The organism is Pseudomonas sp. IT-232MI5 (assembly GCF_949767845.1).
Taxonomy (GTDB): Bacteria; Pseudomonadota; Gammaproteobacteria; order Pseudomonadales; family Pseudomonadaceae; genus Aquipseudomonas.
On the sequence record NZ_CATKQE010000055.1, the window covers coordinates 104,635 to 118,354 of the forward strand.

General features: G+C 59.7%; 16 protein-coding genes. All 16 read right to left on the reverse strand.

What is annotated here, in order from left to right:
* The 16 genes from ACM6JQ_RS21410 to ACM6JQ_RS21485 all read right to left on the reverse strand — a co-directional run bounded on the left by ACM6JQ_RS21410 (window position 1) and on the right by ACM6JQ_RS21485 (window position 13,711).
* Window positions 1–1,236, reverse strand: coding sequence for a DNA circularization protein (locus tag ACM6JQ_RS21410; RefSeq protein ID WP_007908775.1), 1,236 nt, complete (start codon window positions 1,234–1,236; stop codon window positions 1–3).
* Complete coding sequence (locus tag ACM6JQ_RS21415) at window positions 1,223–2,995, reverse strand: phage tail protein (protein WP_414894645.1); 1,773 nt, start codon at window positions 2,993–2,995, stop codon at window positions 1,223–1,225. The genes ACM6JQ_RS21410 and ACM6JQ_RS21415 overlap by 14 nt, the downstream gene beginning before the upstream one ends.
* 130 nt (window positions 2,996–3,125) lie before the next feature.
* On the reverse strand, window positions 3,126–3,422 hold the full coding sequence (locus ACM6JQ_RS21420; RefSeq protein WP_007908778.1) for a phage tail assembly protein: 297 nt from the start codon (window positions 3,420–3,422) through the stop codon (window positions 3,126–3,128).
* Complete coding sequence (locus ACM6JQ_RS21425; RefSeq protein ID WP_007908779.1) at window positions 3,419–3,766, reverse strand: phage tail tube protein; 348 nt, start codon at window positions 3,764–3,766, stop codon at window positions 3,419–3,421. The genes ACM6JQ_RS21420 and ACM6JQ_RS21425 overlap by 4 nt, the downstream gene beginning before the upstream one ends.
* Window positions 3,767–3,833: 67 nt before the next feature.
* Window positions 3,834–5,330 carry a phage tail sheath subtilisin-like domain-containing protein gene (locus ACM6JQ_RS21430; protein ID WP_095112479.1) on the reverse strand — a complete coding sequence of 499 codons (1,497 nt, stop codon included), beginning with the start codon at window positions 5,328–5,330 and terminating at the stop codon, window positions 3,834–3,836.
* On the reverse strand, window positions 5,330–5,509 hold the full coding sequence (locus tag ACM6JQ_RS21435; protein ID WP_007908782.1) for a DUF2635 domain-containing protein: 180 nt from the start codon (window positions 5,507–5,509) through the stop codon (window positions 5,330–5,332). The genes ACM6JQ_RS21430 and ACM6JQ_RS21435 overlap by 1 nt, the downstream gene beginning before the upstream one ends.
* Window positions 5,506–6,090 carry a hypothetical protein gene (locus tag ACM6JQ_RS21440; RefSeq protein ID WP_414894646.1) on the reverse strand — a complete coding sequence of 195 codons (585 nt, stop codon included), beginning with the start codon at window positions 6,088–6,090 and terminating at the stop codon, window positions 5,506–5,508. Before ACM6JQ_RS21440 ends, ACM6JQ_RS21435 begins: the two co-directional genes overlap by 4 nt.
* Window positions 6,091–6,232: 142 nt before the next feature.
* On the reverse strand, window positions 6,233–7,264 hold the full coding sequence (locus ACM6JQ_RS21445; RefSeq protein WP_414894647.1) for a phage late control D family protein: 1,032 nt from the start codon (window positions 7,262–7,264) through the stop codon (window positions 6,233–6,235).
* Between the two features lie 9 nt (window positions 7,265–7,273).
* Window positions 7,274–7,486, reverse strand: coding sequence for a tail protein X (locus ACM6JQ_RS21450; protein WP_007908788.1), 213 nt, complete (start codon window positions 7,484–7,486; stop codon window positions 7,274–7,276).
* Window positions 7,479–7,862 (reverse strand): phage tail protein, encoded by a 384-nt coding sequence (locus ACM6JQ_RS21455; RefSeq protein ID WP_007908793.1) that lies wholly within the window; start codon window positions 7,860–7,862, stop codon window positions 7,479–7,481. The genes ACM6JQ_RS21450 and ACM6JQ_RS21455 overlap by 8 nt, the downstream gene beginning before the upstream one ends.
* Window positions 7,862–10,225 (reverse strand): phage tail tape measure protein, encoded by a 2,364-nt coding sequence (locus ACM6JQ_RS21460; RefSeq protein ID WP_414894648.1) that lies wholly within the window; start codon window positions 10,223–10,225, stop codon window positions 7,862–7,864. The genes ACM6JQ_RS21455 and ACM6JQ_RS21460 overlap by 1 nt, the downstream gene beginning before the upstream one ends.
* Before the next feature lie 152 nt (window positions 10,226–10,377).
* The gene (locus tag ACM6JQ_RS21465) at window positions 10,378–10,959 is read right to left on the reverse strand and encodes a phage tail assembly protein (RefSeq protein WP_007908797.1); all 582 of its coding nucleotides are present in this window, start codon (window positions 10,957–10,959) and stop codon (window positions 10,378–10,380) included.
* 153 nt (window positions 10,960–11,112) lie between these two features.
* On the reverse strand, window positions 11,113–11,619 hold the full coding sequence (locus tag ACM6JQ_RS21470; protein WP_007908799.1) for a phage major tail tube protein: 507 nt from the start codon (window positions 11,617–11,619) through the stop codon (window positions 11,113–11,115).
* Window positions 11,619–12,785, reverse strand: coding sequence for a hypothetical protein (locus ACM6JQ_RS21475; RefSeq protein WP_064120771.1), 1,167 nt, complete (start codon window positions 12,783–12,785; stop codon window positions 11,619–11,621). The genes ACM6JQ_RS21470 and ACM6JQ_RS21475 overlap by 1 nt, the downstream gene beginning before the upstream one ends.
* A 2-nt stretch (window positions 12,786–12,787) precedes the next feature.
* Window positions 12,788–12,973, reverse strand: coding sequence for a hypothetical protein (locus tag ACM6JQ_RS21480; RefSeq protein WP_007908808.1), 186 nt, complete (start codon window positions 12,971–12,973; stop codon window positions 12,788–12,790).
* 159 nt (window positions 12,974–13,132) lie between these two features.
* Window positions 13,133–13,711, reverse strand: a complete 579-nt coding sequence (locus tag ACM6JQ_RS21485; RefSeq protein ID WP_414894649.1) for a hypothetical protein — start codon at window positions 13,709–13,711, stop codon at window positions 13,133–13,135.
* Between the last annotated feature and the right edge of the window lie 9 nt (window positions 13,712–13,720).

Sequence of the window (13,720 nt, forward strand, 5' to 3'; positions counted from 1 at the left end):
TCACTCCCTGGACACTTTCACGTCGTTGGGTGAAAAGCCCGGATGGTTCATCGCGTTGCTCTGAGTCACTTGAGTCACTCGTGTGGCATCGGCAAATTGCTTGTAGGCCACAACCAGCGCCGGCAGGCTTTCCTGGAACGATTTAGTGACCTGTCGCACACCGGATGACGCCACTGCCTTGAGATGCGCCAGCAGCGCTTCCTTGACATCGTTGATTGCCTGGTGGTGCTTGGGATCGGCCTTGTCCAGCATTGGATCAATGGCCACCCCGACCGCCTTCTGCAGCGCTTTCATTTCGTCGGTCACCGGTACTTCCTGACGGGTCACCGGTTGATCCGCCTGATGTGCCACCGAAGGTGTCGACGACAGTTTCACCGCGGGGGTCGCCACTGGCATCGACGCCACCCACTGCGCCACTTTGACCAGCATCGTGTCCTGCACCAGATCGGCCATGGCCTGCGCCGCGGCGTTGGTGTCCTTGCCGGTGGTGATCTTCGGTGCATCCGCCTTGCGGATGGCTTCGAGTTGTTGGGAGACGTCGGCAATCACGCCACGGTAGCCCTCCTTCGCGAATGCCTTGAGCTCTTTGATATCGCCGAGCAAACCTTTGAACTCAGCCGCCACTTCCTTGGGCAACTCTTTCACTGCCTTGACCAGTTCGGTGATCTGCCGGTACTGCTCGATCAGCGGCTTGAGCTGTTCTTTGATCACCTCATAAACCCCGGTGAGGCTGTTGCGCAGATTGGCGATGCCGATCCGCGCAGCCTTGATCAACGTCATCGCCTGCTCGAAGCGTGCCACCGCCGAACCCAACAGCGTGTCAGCCTTGGCCAGCAACACTTTCTGTGTGCTGACGGTAGCGGTCGGAAACGGCAACGGTTGGTCTGGATAGAACTTCAGGGTAAAGGTCACCAACCCGCCGTCCTGGCGGGTGTGGGTCATGTCGCATTCGCCGACCTTGACTTGCAGGCGTCCGAGCCACGGATGCACCAGTTCACCACTGCCCGCCTCCAATGCCTTGAGCAGCTTGTCACGCTGCTCCAGGCAATCGGCGCCGATGATGAATGCAGTGACGTCGTGGGTCTTGGCCTGCTGACCGAGATCTTCGAAAAACGGCAGGTCACGCTGCGGATATTCATGCAACTGACCTTTGCGACCGACCGGGGTTTTCGCCTGATCGATCCAGAAGCCGACACCACGAAAGGATGCCGGCAACAAGCGGTCACGCCAGTTCATTGGAACCTCCCATCGACAGCGAGCGATAGCCGATGCGCGAAGACAGCGCCAGGCCCGGTTGATTGGTTTGCGGTTGATCGGTGCGCAGCCCGGCCGGCGCATTTTCGAAGCGCACGGTCAGGCCGCCTTCGAGTTGCGTACGGTTGTTGGCCGCGCTTTGCTGGATCAGGGCGCCAGAACTTTGCGGTAACGAACCACCCTGCAGCGCACCGTTGGCCGATGTTTGAGGACTTGCCCCGAAGAACGCCGGCGCCAGCTCTCCTTTGCCTTCGGCATTGGTCTGGCGTTGCGCTTCGGTGAACGTTTCAACCTTGCCGGTAACCTTGGCGATCAGTCCGGCAAAGCCGCCGTCGAACAGCTCCTTGATCGGCGCGATCACGGTTTGCAGCTTTTGCCACAACTCGCCGAACCACTCGGTGATCGGCCCCCAGTTCTTGATGATCTGCCCCAACGGGGTCCATTCGAACATGGTGTGCAAAAACTCCAGCACCGGCGCGGCCAACGCTTGCACCACGCCCCACAGCGCCGAAAACACTTCGCTGATCGGTTGCCAGTACATGGCGATCTGTTCCAACGGCGACCATTCGAACAAGCTCTGGAAAAAACTTTTGATCTGCTGCGCCGACGTTTGCAACGCGGTCCAGATCGGTTCGAAGAAGGTCACGATGGCGCCCCAGTTGTTGACAATCATCCCCAGCGGGGAATAGTCGAACAACGTGCCGAAGAAATCCTTGATGGCTTGTGCCGCCGGTTGCAGCGCCGTCCATATCGAGGCAAAGAACCCGGTGATCGCCCCCCAGTTGTTGATGATCATCCCCAACGGTGTCCAGTCGAACAGACCTTTAAGAAACGCCATCACCGGCACACTCAAGGCCTTGAGCAATTCCCAGATCGCCGAAAACAGCCCGGTCAGCGGCGCCCAGTTTTCCAGGATCATGCCGGCGGGCGTCCACGAGAACACCGATTTGAAGAAGTCGATCACCGGGGCGGTGACGGTTTTTACCTTGTCCCAGATGCCCGAGAAGAACCCCGCGACCGGTAACCACAGCGCCGCCAGTGCATCCAGCGGTCGCCAATCGAGGATCGAGCGCAACGTCGCCATCGCACTCGCACCGATGTTTTTCACGCCCTCCCACATGCCTTTGAAGAAAGCACTGATCGGCGTCCAGTTGGCATAAATCAGACCGGCCGCCACCGCGATGCCCATGGCGATCAGCATGATCGGGTTGGTCTTGAGCACCATGCTCATCACGTCCATCACTTGGGTCATGCCGGTGACGGCGGTTTGCATCGCCGAGAAGGCAATCGCCCCCGCCGCTAGGCCTTCGACCAGTTTCGGGTTGTCGGCGAGCAGACTGCCGACCTGGGTCAGCATCGGTTCCAGCCCGACCACCAACGCCCCCACCGCCGGCACCAGTGCCGCGTCCACGGCTGCGGAAACCTTTTCCATCGACGCACTGAACACGTTCATGTTTTGCGCAGCGACTTTCGGTGTGGCGGGCAAGTCGACGGTTTTTGCCGTGTCGCTGACTTCAGTCAATTTGCCCTGAAACGCTGCGGCCGATTTGATCCCGTCCACAAACGGCGTGATCACGCTGCCGCCCTTGAACAGACCACTGATGTCCAGTTTGCCGAGGCCGGCCTGTTCGAGGTTGTTCTTGAAGCTCTCGACCTTGACTCGCAAAGCGCCGAGTTTGGGCGACAGTTCATCGATGCCGGTAAGCAACACCGACGCTTTAGCTTTGGTTTCTTCTGCCATCACTGCACCTGCTGCATCGCATTGATCCGTTGCGCGTGCTCCAGCGATTCGCGGAGCACATCCAGTGGCCTGGCCATCATCTGTTCGGGGTCAACCTTCCAGAACCAGGCCAGGTCATAGGCGACGGCGATCAGGTCGGTGATGGCGCCGACGCCGCACTCATGAAAAAACTCGCAACGGCCCAGCTCAGCGCATTGAGGTCAGCCAGATCGAGCTGGTTGACCGACGACGGCGGAATGCCGGCGCACACGGCGATGTATTTGGCCGCCACGTCCATGTCGAGGCTGACTTCTTCGCTCTTGTCGATCTTGTACGGCAGCGCCTTGATCGCTCGCACTTCCTGCACCGTCGGACGGCGCAGGACGAGTTCGGTCAGGGGCTCGCCGTGAGCTTCGATCGCAACCTGAAGCTTCACGGCGCCGCTCATTGCCAGGTCCCCTTGATGCCTTCGAATTTCAGTTCGATGGTGGCGTCATCGCCCTTGGAAACTGGCTCTTCGACCAGATAGGCACCGGCCAGCACGTAGACTTTGCCGTTGCTGAATTCGCAGGTGACGGTGATGTCGGTGCCTTCGATCAGCTTCTTCAGCGGGAAGTCGGCGGTGTGCAGCGCGGTCACTTTGAAAGACGGCGCGATGTCGGTTTCCTTGTAGAAGCCGGGTACGACGGTTTCGCGTTTGACCGCCATCAGCGGGGCTTCGCAGCCGCCATTGATGGTCAGTTGTGCGCCGTCGACTTTGACGTAGCAGGTGCCTGCAATCAGTTGACCCATGGTGTTACTCCCTTGAATAAAAAAGCCCACGCGAGGTGGGCTGAAAACTTGCCGTCAAACGCGCGGATCAAGCCGCGTCGTCGTACTGCAGACGGAATTGGTTGAGCAGCGCGAACACGCGCAGACCGTTGATGTAATCCGGCGGGAACAGCACGTTCACGCGGCTCGGGTCCTGCACGTCGCGCTCGACGATCAGGTGCTCGGCAAACAGCTCGGCGTTCTCCACGTGACCTTCCAGTTCGAGCTTGGCGTACTGGGCGATCAGCTCACCGCGAATGGTCGCTGGCGTCACGATTGGCTGACCGGCGCCGAAACGGGTGCCGTCGGAGGCCAGTTTGTGCCGGCCGTATTTGCTGGTGATCACGCTTTGCAGACGACGCACGATGAACGCCGATTGGTGCATGGTTTCGCTGTCCAGGTAGGAGTTATCGGCCTGACCGTAAGCGTTTTTCTGGTAGGTGGTGATTGAGCGCTGGATGCGCACGTAGCCGCCTTCGTAGTACGCGGTGGCGATGCCGTAGTTGAGCAGCGACTGACGCTCGGTCAGCGTGAAGCGTTCGCTGGCCGGCGCAGGGTCGACACCCGGCAGGCTGCCGCTTTGCGTCGGACGGCTGGCGTCGGCAGAGATGAACACGGCGGTGCGTGCAGCCAGTGCGGCGGCTTGTACCCAGAACGGTTGCGGTACACCCGGCTCCAACGCCTGAATAGTCATGTGCTGGTCGTTACGCGCTTGGCCCGCGGCAACCAGAGTACCGACAGTGCCGCGCTTGGCGCTGTAGACGTGACCGAACAGCTGCTTGGCCCAGGACCAGCGACCGGTGCTGTCATCCATCACCGCTTGCCAGGTGTTGAGGGTCGACAGATCGGACCATGGCAGTGCGATGAATTCGAACGGCTCGTCACCCAGCGCGGCAATTGCCGCCACCTGATCCGGCACACCGGCGCCGCCAGTCATGGCGGTGATCGCAGTGGTCAGGCCGGCCGGGGTATCTTCGCCGTTGCTCTTGCCCAGGCGATTGAATTGCAGGCTGATGTCGTTACCGCTGTCGCCAGTCCATTTGGCGCTCAGGGTGACCACACCTTCGGCAGCAGCAGCGCTGACCGGCAGGTCGGCGGTAGCGTTGATTTTCTGTGCCAGTGCGGTGGCTGCTTGCGCAGCAGTGGCACCGTTGACCACGGTGGCTTGCACACGCACGCCGCCGACATACAGATTGAGCACGCCAGCCTGAGTGGCAGTGCCGGTCAGGGTCAGCACGCCTTTGGCGATCGCGCCTTCGGTGTTGTGCAGCGGCAGGCACCAGATCTCACCGATCGGGTCGGCCTTGCGGAAGGTCTCGTACATCGAGGCGAGCATCGAGCCCTGACCACCGATGCTTTTGGCCAGCGCAACGCTGGAGACCAACACCAGTTTGCCGACTTCGGTCGGGGCAATGTTGTCGTTGACCTGAGCGACGATCAAACGACGCAGGGTCGAACTCGCGCTATTGGCGGCCGAGTTGTCCATTTCGGCATAGAACAGCGGTACACGAATGTCCGCGGGGATGTTGCTGAATCCGATCGCCATTATTTGGCTCCCTTTTGTTTGGCTGGTGCGGTTTTGAGGGTGATATCGCCGTCGGCCAGACGTCGGCGCCACCAGGCGCTGTCCAGCACTTCACGGCCTTCCAGCGGCAGCAGATCGCCGGCCTCCGGGTCAGGTACAACGCGGCCTTCGGCCGGCAGTACGGTGATGCGATTGCTCATGGGGTTACGTCTCCAGAGAAAGTCATTTCCACGCGCCCATCAGGGCCCGGGCGTTTCAGGTTGGGGTCGGCCGGGTCGATCGCATCGACCCGCACGGTGGCCCCGGTAAAGGACGACAAACCGTCCAGTTCGCGTTCGTGCCAACTCTCCGCAGGCTGACTTGGCAGATTGCGGCCGAGCTGGAACTCGGCAAAAAAGCGCAGCCGGTAGAAGGCGCGGCTGCTGTTGATCGAGACCATCTCGCCGCCGTCGTAAACGATGGCGCTGTAGTCGGAATCGGGCTTGAACCCCACCACCGCGCGCCACAGTTCGGCGCGCAGGTCGTGCAACAGATCCAGCGCTTTTGTGGCGTCCGTGGCGTCAAGCGCCAGGACGATTTCGAAGCGCTCGCGGATCGGTTGGGTGATGAGGTTTTGTGTGGTGCTGTTACTGGCCAGATCGGCGCTTGGCAGCACGTGGGCCGAAGGTGTTGGCAGATCCGGGTTGCCTTGCAGCAAGGCCAGATCGAGGCCCACCGAAATGTGATTGGCAAGGCCAGGGCATTGCCCACGCAGTTGCGTGAGGATCGGGGTGATCTTCATGGGGGTGTTCCAAAATAGTGGGAGTTACCGCAGGCCCCTGTAGGAGTGAGCCTGCTCGCGATAGCGGTGTGTCAGGCGCGTTGGTTTTGAATGTGGCACCGCTATCGCGAGCAAGCTCACTCCTACAGGGGGGGCTCGTGGGTCAGTCTTTGGACTCGGCTTTGGGGTCGAGGCACGACGCATCGATCAGGCAGCGATAGCTGTTCTCGCGATTGCCACTGGCGGTGACCTTGTCGATCGACCAGCGCCCGCGCATGAAGTCCGGCCAGGTCTCATCGAGCAACACCAGGCCTTCGGCGGCCAATCGTGGATCGCCTGGGCAGGTGATCTTCACCTTGTACTTCTGCCGGAGCATTTTGCGCACTTCGCCCTCGCCGACGGCGATGGCATCCGCTTCATTGGGTTGCTTCTGGCGGATGGTCTTGAACGGCGCGAGTCCCGTCTCGACCCAATGCAAAACGCCTGTAACAGCATCGACAAAACAGGTCTTGCAGCCCTTTGCCTGTTCGCGGGCGGCCTCTTCCAGCGTGGCGCTGATGAAGGCGTGATCGCCGGGACGATTGTCGTGGGTGACCGACAACGTCACATCCTGCAGTTTCTGCCCCGAGATTGATTTGATCTGCCCAGGTCGCGCCAGCACATACGCATCGCCATAAGGTTTGGCGACCAGGTTGTACTTCTTCGCCAGCCGCGTCAGAAAGCCCATATCGGTTTCATTGGACTGGTCGACGTGGGCGATCTTGATCATCGACACGTCCGCAGCGACACGCGATGAAAAACCGTGCTGCGACACCAGTTTGCTAAACAGTTGACCGAGCGTCGTCGGTCCATGACTGGCGGTGCGGCGCTGCTTGAAGCCGGTTTCATCATCCTTGCTGAACGGCGCTGCAGTGGCCACCAGGGTCAGGCGAAACGGAAACAGCGTCGGTGTCAGGCGAGTGACTTTGAACTGGCCCTTATCGACCATTTCTTCCATTTCCAGGTAACCCACCAGCAGGCCGATTTTCCCGCCGAGGCTCGGCAGCCCTTCGAGGCCCTCCAGATCAATGGTCAGGGTCAGTTGATCCGACTCGATGCCGGCGGCATCGATGTGCTCCCAACTGATCAGACGCTGGTTGAGAAGATCCGCGTTTGCGCCATAAATCTGCACGACCGGGGTAAAACCCAATGCCATACAACCTCCTTAATCCCAGGCCGTGAGCGCTTTGATCGCAGCAGGTTTGCTGTCGAGTTCAGGCAGCACGACCCAGATGCCAGCGGGCAGAACCGGGCCGTGTTCGGCCAGGATCGGATTGAGTTTCCACAGGGCTTCTTCAGCGGCATCGTCGCTGCGCCCGGTTTCGCGGTAGAGCAGCAAATTCACCGAATCACCGGCCACGCTTCGAACCTTACGCATTGTTGAACTCCGCCAATTCGATGACCCAATCGACCACCATCGCCGTACCGTCATCGATGATCTGGGTCTGGGTTTCCTGAACGTTGTTGATCCGCCAAAGACCCCAGTTGCGACCAATGCCGTCAATCAATGGCAGCGGTATGCGCAGTGCCTGCAAGGCGCGCAGTTCATCGAGCCGATCCATGGCCACGGCGTACATCGACCTGCCGGTGATGGTCAGGGTTTCCGACTTCTGGCCGGTCTGGCTGGATTTCGGTTTGCTGGTGAGGATCTGTATTTCGCTCCAGCCGCCATCGGACTTGCGCAACAACTGGTGGTACGCAAATTGACGCGAGAGGCCGAAGATGAAATTGCCCAGTGCCATTTGTTGTTTCATCAGGCGACTCCATCGGTCAGGGCTGCGTCACGGCGGGTGGCGAGGGGGTTGGTTGGCATGATCTGCCCCAACTGCCCCATGGTTGTTTGGACCACCAGATTGGCGAGCGCCTGGGCGCTGGCCAGATCCTGGCCATTGATCTGTATTGTTGAGTTGAACGTGACAGGCTGGCTGGCGGCTGTGGTGGCTGGGATCGCCGAGGTCGCCGAGGTCGTGATCAGATCCTTGCTGACCTGAGCAGGCGCGCCAAGACGATCGACTTGGGTCCCCAGCTTGTCGCCCAGCGACTCACCGATGGCTCCCCCCGCCATGCTTCCGAGCCACCCGCCAATTGCAGTGCCCACGCCAGGCAGAATCAACGTGCCAAGCGCGGCACCGACAGCGGCGCCCGCTGAAGACCCGGCCAACGAAGCACCGGATGACACCACTGAACGCGTGTCCCCGTGCCTCACACCATTGACCAGTTCATAACCTGCGCTGAGCAGGCGCAGCGGCGGCGCTTTTCTGGCCAGCAGCGCGCCGGCCTTGGCGTAGGAGCCGGACAGCGGCGCGGCGTGCATTGGGCTGGCGCTCGATGAGCCGGCGAATGCCGTCATGCTTGCCGGCCACGCTGAGGTCTGGCGAATGAGAGGATTGCGAGCTGCAGAGCTGCCGGAGCTTATCAGTGGTTGATGGCTCTTTCGTTGGGTCAAAGAACCGAGGCTCACCCTGCGTGGTTTCAGGCCTCTACCCTTTTTCAGGGAAGGCTTTTTCGGGTTTGGCTCATCCAAAGGCGAATTTTCAACGGGTTTACCGCTATCGCCGGCAACATCGATATCAGCAATCCATTTGCCAAGTCCCTTCGGCAGTTTCGTTGCGATACCCTTCACAAGCTTGCCAACGAAATTATCGGCGGCCTTTGCCAGCAATGCCCCCACAAACGCCGTAATCCCCGCCGCCGCAATAGTCAGAGACGTGGCGACTTTCGGGTTTGCCTCAGCTTTTTCCGCCGCCCAGTTCAATGTATTGGTAAGCGAGTCCAGCGTTTGTGCATCCGGAGCTACCGCTGTCGCCAAACGATTTCTACTGGCCTCCAAAGCATTCCAGCTCTGCTGAGGACTCCCGCCTGCCGGATCGGCTGACCTTTGCACCGCACCTTTGTACTGCGGCTCGATGCTTTGGGTCGGTCCTTGAAGGGGAACCGGCGAGACCGGCGTATCAGCAGGTTTCGCCATCAACTGATGCAAACCGTCGCTGCCGGTCGACAACGTCTTCAGCAACTCGGTCTGTGGATCAAGCGGTTTTCTCGCGGTCAGCAACGCAAATGTCTTTTCGACATCCTGCGGTTTCTCCAGCAGTTTGCTGACGCCTTCATCACCGTTGAACAACGTCTTGATCAGTGCCGATTGTTCGCTCGCAGGCTTTTGTTTAAGAGCCTCGAGTGCTTTGAAAACGGTTTGCGGCACATTCTCGGTGAGCTTGTCCGGCTGGAGTCCAAGTGTTGCCCAAGCGGCACGCTCGGCGACAGAGCCTTTGGTACCTTTGGCCAACGCAGCGCTGATGCTTTTCACCGATGTAGCGGCGCCAGACGTGTTCACATCTGCGTTGAGCAAAGCGGCCGCAAGAGCAGCCAGTTGCTCAGGTGCAATACCCGCCGCGACTCCTGTTTCGCCAGAACTCTGTACCACCGAGCCGATGTCGGCTGCGGTCGCTTTCAGCGAATTCTTCCCGAGATGAATACTGGCGTCGGCCAAGCTTTGAGCCTGCGCGCGATCAAGCTTGAGCGAGGTTCTCCAGACCGTCAGCATTTCTCCAGCAGCTTTCAGCTCAATGCCAAACGCTGTCGCGTTCGTGGCGGCATCACGGCCGAAATCCAGCAGTTCCTTTTCCTTTGCGTCGCCAGTGAGATTGGCGCCTACCCCGGATTTGCCCGCGGCATATTCGACCTCGGCCAGGCTAACCGCGGTCGCACCACTGCCCGCCACCGCTTTTTCGCTGGCCATTGCCAGGTTGGCGATCTCCATGCTCTTGAGATCGCCGTCCATGCCCGGCACTTGTTTTAGCCTGGCCATGGCCGTTTGAAGCGCCATGGTCGGCTGCAGAAACGCGGGAGGCTGACGCTGTTCGATCTCGGCCGTGAGTTTTGACTTCGGCGCAGTTACTGGCGCCGACGTCGGCGAACTGGCCTTCGACAGCGATTGCAGCGCGACCATGACTTCCCGGAGCTTGATCTGCTCCTTGATCAACAACCGGATGTCCTGACTGGCGGTCAAGACCGCCAGCTTCAACTCCGCCAGCGGATTGGCGATAACATCGAATGCAGACCTCTCACCTGCCAAGCCAGTGTTGCTGAACCCGACGCTGCTGTTCGCGCTGGCCAGCATTGGCGAATACCTTGTTTCTGCCATGCCGCTCTACTCCTGTTTCACGCCAAGGCGAGTGATCGCTATGTCGTAGCGGCGCAACGCCTTTTCGGCGTCCCATTCCAGAATCTCCGCTTCACTTACCGGGTAAATGAGCGGGACGATATCGAGGATTACTTCGATGTCGCGTTCCGAAAGTAGGCCGCCGGCTGGTTTAAAAAATCGTCGATGCGCACCTGCAATTGCGTCCAGTCCGGGACGGTCATCAGGGCCAGATCGGGGATCATCAGGCCGGTGCAATGGGCGGTGATGAACTCGGCGCGTTCCTTGGCCGTTTTCAGTTTCTTCATCACTTTGGTCGCGCGCAGTGCCGGCATTTCCAGCGACAGCGAGGTTACGGTGCGGCCGGTCACGGCGAGCGGTTGCAGCAACTGCACCTGGTCGGGATCGGCGGATTTTTCCGCGTCTTCGACCTGATCGAGGAAGTACGACGCAGGGCGTGTCGACATCTCGTGCACGTACTGGGCGATGCTCACGTAATCCGGGCGCTTGAGCTGGTCGAGTTCCTTGACCGAGAGGCCGGTGGCGAGCAGCGCCAGTTCGAAGAACTGATCGTCTTCGTCATCGCCGGCGCGCTCCAGCGCGTCTTTTTGCGCGGCGTAGAACAGCGGCTTGAGCTGGATCGTTTCGATCTGCGAACCGTCATCGCCGGTGATCGGCGACAGCAGGTCATGCTGGGGTGGCATCCACGACATGAATGAATTCCTTGGTGATTCTTGAGGGGTGTAGCAATTCCCTTGTAGGAGTGAGCCTGCTCGCGATAGCGGTCTTTCAGGCACATTGATGTTGAATGTGCTGGCCCATCGCGAGCAGGCTCACTCCTACAGGGTTTTGTGGTGATGGGAGGGTTACGGCATCAGCACCGCACGACGCGCATCACCGAGGATGTCGACGCCGTTGAGCACGAACTTCTGGGTGCGCACGTCGATGTCGATCACCGGAATGCCGTTTTCCAGGCGGTTGTAGGTACGGCACGAGAAGTCCAGCGTCGTCAGGGCTTTGCCACCCATTTTGATGGCGTCCTCCCCCATGGTTTTGAGCTTGCCGCCGATGGTGTGATAGGTGAACCAGGTGTTTCCGTCCTGATCCTGACCGGCTTCACGCACGTTCAGCAGAATGTCATCGCCCAATTTCACACCCATGGCGAGCAACACTTCGGCGCCCGTGCCCTGCAGCTTGATCTGAGCATTCAGCGGCTTGGCACTCTTGGCCATTTCCTCAACGATGAAGCGTCCGCCCGTCATGTTTTCCATGTCGAAATCGATTTTCGGCGGGGTGAATTCTTCAACGGTTGCCGACAACGGCAGGCCTTGCAGAGTGGCCGCGATGGCCTGTCTTACGCGGTTGGTAAACATTAGAGAACGTCCTCCAGGAACTGCTCGATGATTTCATCGCGGGCGTTGAGTTGATAAACCATGTGTTCGTTCGGCGCGTAGCGGCCGTAGTCGATAACCACGTACCAGGTGCCGTTCTTGTACTTCTCGACGCTGTTCAGTTCCGGGTGCAGATACACGCTGCCGCCAGGGATGGTTTCGTCGGCGACCAGGGTTTGCAGCCAGTCGTTGATGCGCTTGACCTCTTGATCCATGAACGACTTGGTGAGGTTCTTGGCCATGGCTTTCTGGCCGGCCTTGACCAGCTTGCGGCTGATCGCATCTTCGAGGCCGACATAGCTGATGAACTTGCCGGTGATCGAGCGGTTACCCAGCAGCGAGAAGCCGCCGAGCACGGTGCGGGCGTAGTAGCTGACGCCGTAGCGGTTGAGCAGGTCGCCCTCGGTGGAGGTGTCGAGAATGTTGTATTCAACGACCCGCGAAACGTCCTCGGCGTAGGTCACCTGGTTGCCCGGGCTCTCCCACTGCTTGACCTTGGCCAGCGCGGCAATCGCCAGGCTGGAAGGCGACAGGAAGACGTTTTTCTTCGCCGCTTTCGAATACACGGCGGGCATGTTGTGCACCACCAGGCAACGGTCAAAACCGAGATCGGCGCCGCCGAGTTCCTGGCTGTACAGCACTTGATCGGCGACCGAGGCGTCCTTGCCGTCCAACACCACACGGGCCTTGATGCGCTTGCCGAACGAGGCGAACTCGCTGGCCACTGCTTTGGTGCCGGTAAAGCCCGGCGCGCCGATGATGGTCAGGTCTTCCGGAACACTGCCCAGTGCAGCCAGACCGAGCTTGCGACCGGTCAGCGGATCAACGCCGCCAATCACTGCGTTAACGGTGTCGGCCGGTGTCGCGCCCGCTTCGACGATGACCACGTAGACCGGCACCTTGACCACTTTGAGGATCTGGTAGACGGCGTGGTACAGAGTGCCCTCTTCCGAACCGGTCGGATCGAGCAGCGCATGGGTGGTGAAGCTGTTGATGCGGAACGGTGCGTTGCGCGGAATCAGCGGATCGGCTTTCGGCGCAGTGCCGACCAGACCGATGACGTTGTCACCCAGGCCACCCATGGCCTCGGGGGATTCGGTGGCATTGACGGTAATGCCGTTGTGCTCGAAGTTCAGAACCTCAGCCATGTTCAGTCAGCCTTCTTGGCAGCGGCCTTTTTGGCCTGGGTGGTAGGTGTTTTCAGTTCCAGTCGACCGGCGAAGTGCAAAGCACTGGCCTCGACGTCGAGCAGATCAAGGTCTTGACCGATGCTCGACCAATGCCCACCGCCGGTGGGGAATGGGACGAGCACGGTGTAGGTTTGGCGGGTTGCCATTTTTCGTTTCTCCATAAACGGGAAAGCCCCTCTTGGGGAGGGGCTTTGGCGGGTGTTGAGTGCTTTTGGGGTTAGAAAAAAACACCCCGAATTCGGGGCACTTATTGGAGCGCTGCGCTATCTAGGGCGGCCCATGAAAAGACCACCAGGACTTCATGGTTAACCTATTGCGGGCCTAACGTCGGCAGCCGCTGCTTGAATCGCAATGATTGCTTCATCAGCAATCTGCTTGGCCTCTATAGTGGCCCCCGTTGCGATCTTCTGTTTGATCTGCTCCTTCGCCTGCAGGCGATTCTCGCGGATCAGGTTTAATACCTGCACATATTGGCTGGCCTCAGCCAGCATGCTGTCGGCGGCTTCACGTGGCGTTCGACCCGTGATCGCCCAAGCAGCGACCGTGCGCGGCACTGCATCGTCCGGATAGCCGTCATCCCTGAACTGCTGAGCCTCAGCAGTAGCACGTTCATACTCAACTGCACGCAATGGGTCGCCGGCAACGAGCCGCCGAATTTCGTCAGCATAGGTGTCTATCCGCAAACAAATCTCGTCGGCGGTCGGCACAGGCTCTCCGTCCTGCACCCACATGCCGGTCCATTCCCCAGTTTCCTTGTCCCGTGCTCCGGTAAATCGTGGGTTCCAGCAAGGCTGGGGAAGTGGAATGAGCGTCCAGTCAGAGTAATTTTTATTACTGGCGTCGGAGAAGAGAAATCCGCCTTTTGAATCGAGGATGTAATACATGGCTTGCCT

What these genes read in the sequence shown, in the direction of transcription:
- ACM6JQ_RS21410 (WP_007908775.1), bottom strand. Translation starts at nt 1,236, where the DNA reads ATGAACTGGCGTGACCGCTTGTTGCCGGCATCCTTTCGTGGTGTCGGC.
- ACM6JQ_RS21415 (WP_414894645.1), bottom strand. Translation starts at nt 2,995, where the DNA reads ATGGCAGAAGAAACCAAAGCTAAAGCGTCGGTGTTGCTTACCGGCATC.
- ACM6JQ_RS21420 (WP_007908778.1), bottom strand. Translation starts at nt 3,422, where the DNA reads ATGAGCGGCGCCGTGAAGCTTCAGGTTGCGATCGAAGCTCACGGCGAG.
- ACM6JQ_RS21425 (WP_007908779.1), bottom strand. Translation starts at nt 3,766, where the DNA reads ATGGGTCAACTGATTGCAGGCACCTGCTACGTCAAAGTCGACGGCGCA.
- ACM6JQ_RS21430 (WP_095112479.1), bottom strand. Translation starts at nt 5,330, where the DNA reads ATGGCGATCGGATTCAGCAACATCCCCGCGGACATTCGTGTACCGCTG.
- ACM6JQ_RS21435 (WP_007908782.1), bottom strand. Translation starts at nt 5,509, where the DNA reads ATGAGCAATCGCATCACCGTACTGCCGGCCGAAGGCCGCGTTGTACCT.
- ACM6JQ_RS21440 (WP_414894646.1), bottom strand. Translation starts at nt 6,090, where the DNA reads ATGAAGATCACCCCGATCCTCACGCAACTGCGTGGGCAATGCCCTGGC.
- ACM6JQ_RS21445 (WP_414894647.1), bottom strand. Translation starts at nt 7,264, where the DNA reads ATGGCATTGGGTTTTACCCCGGTCGTGCAGATTTATGGCGCAAACGCG.
- ACM6JQ_RS21450 (WP_007908788.1), bottom strand. Translation starts at nt 7,486, where the DNA reads ATGCGTAAGGTTCGAAGCGTGGCCGGTGATTCGGTGAATTTGCTGCTC.
- ACM6JQ_RS21455 (WP_007908793.1), bottom strand. Translation starts at nt 7,862, where the DNA reads ATGAAACAACAAATGGCACTGGGCAATTTCATCTTCGGCCTCTCGCGT.
- ACM6JQ_RS21460 (WP_414894648.1), bottom strand. Translation starts at nt 10,225, where the DNA reads ATGCTGGCCAGCGCGAACAGCAGCGTCGGGTTCAGCAACACTGGCTTG.
- ACM6JQ_RS21465 (WP_007908797.1), bottom strand. Translation starts at nt 10,959, where the DNA reads ATGTCGTGGATGCCACCCCAGCATGACCTGCTGTCGCCGATCACCGGC.
- ACM6JQ_RS21470 (WP_007908799.1), bottom strand. Translation starts at nt 11,619, where the DNA reads ATGTTTACCAACCGCGTAAGACAGGCCATCGCGGCCACTCTGCAAGGC.
- ACM6JQ_RS21475 (WP_064120771.1), bottom strand. Translation starts at nt 12,785, where the DNA reads ATGGCTGAGGTTCTGAACTTCGAGCACAACGGCATTACCGTCAATGCC.
- ACM6JQ_RS21480 (WP_007908808.1), bottom strand. Translation starts at nt 12,973, where the DNA reads ATGGCAACCCGCCAAACCTACACCGTGCTCGTCCCATTCCCCACCGGC.
- ACM6JQ_RS21485 (WP_414894649.1), bottom strand. Translation starts at nt 13,711, where the DNA reads ATGTATTACATCCTCGATTCAAAAGGCGGATTTCTCTTCTCCGACGCC.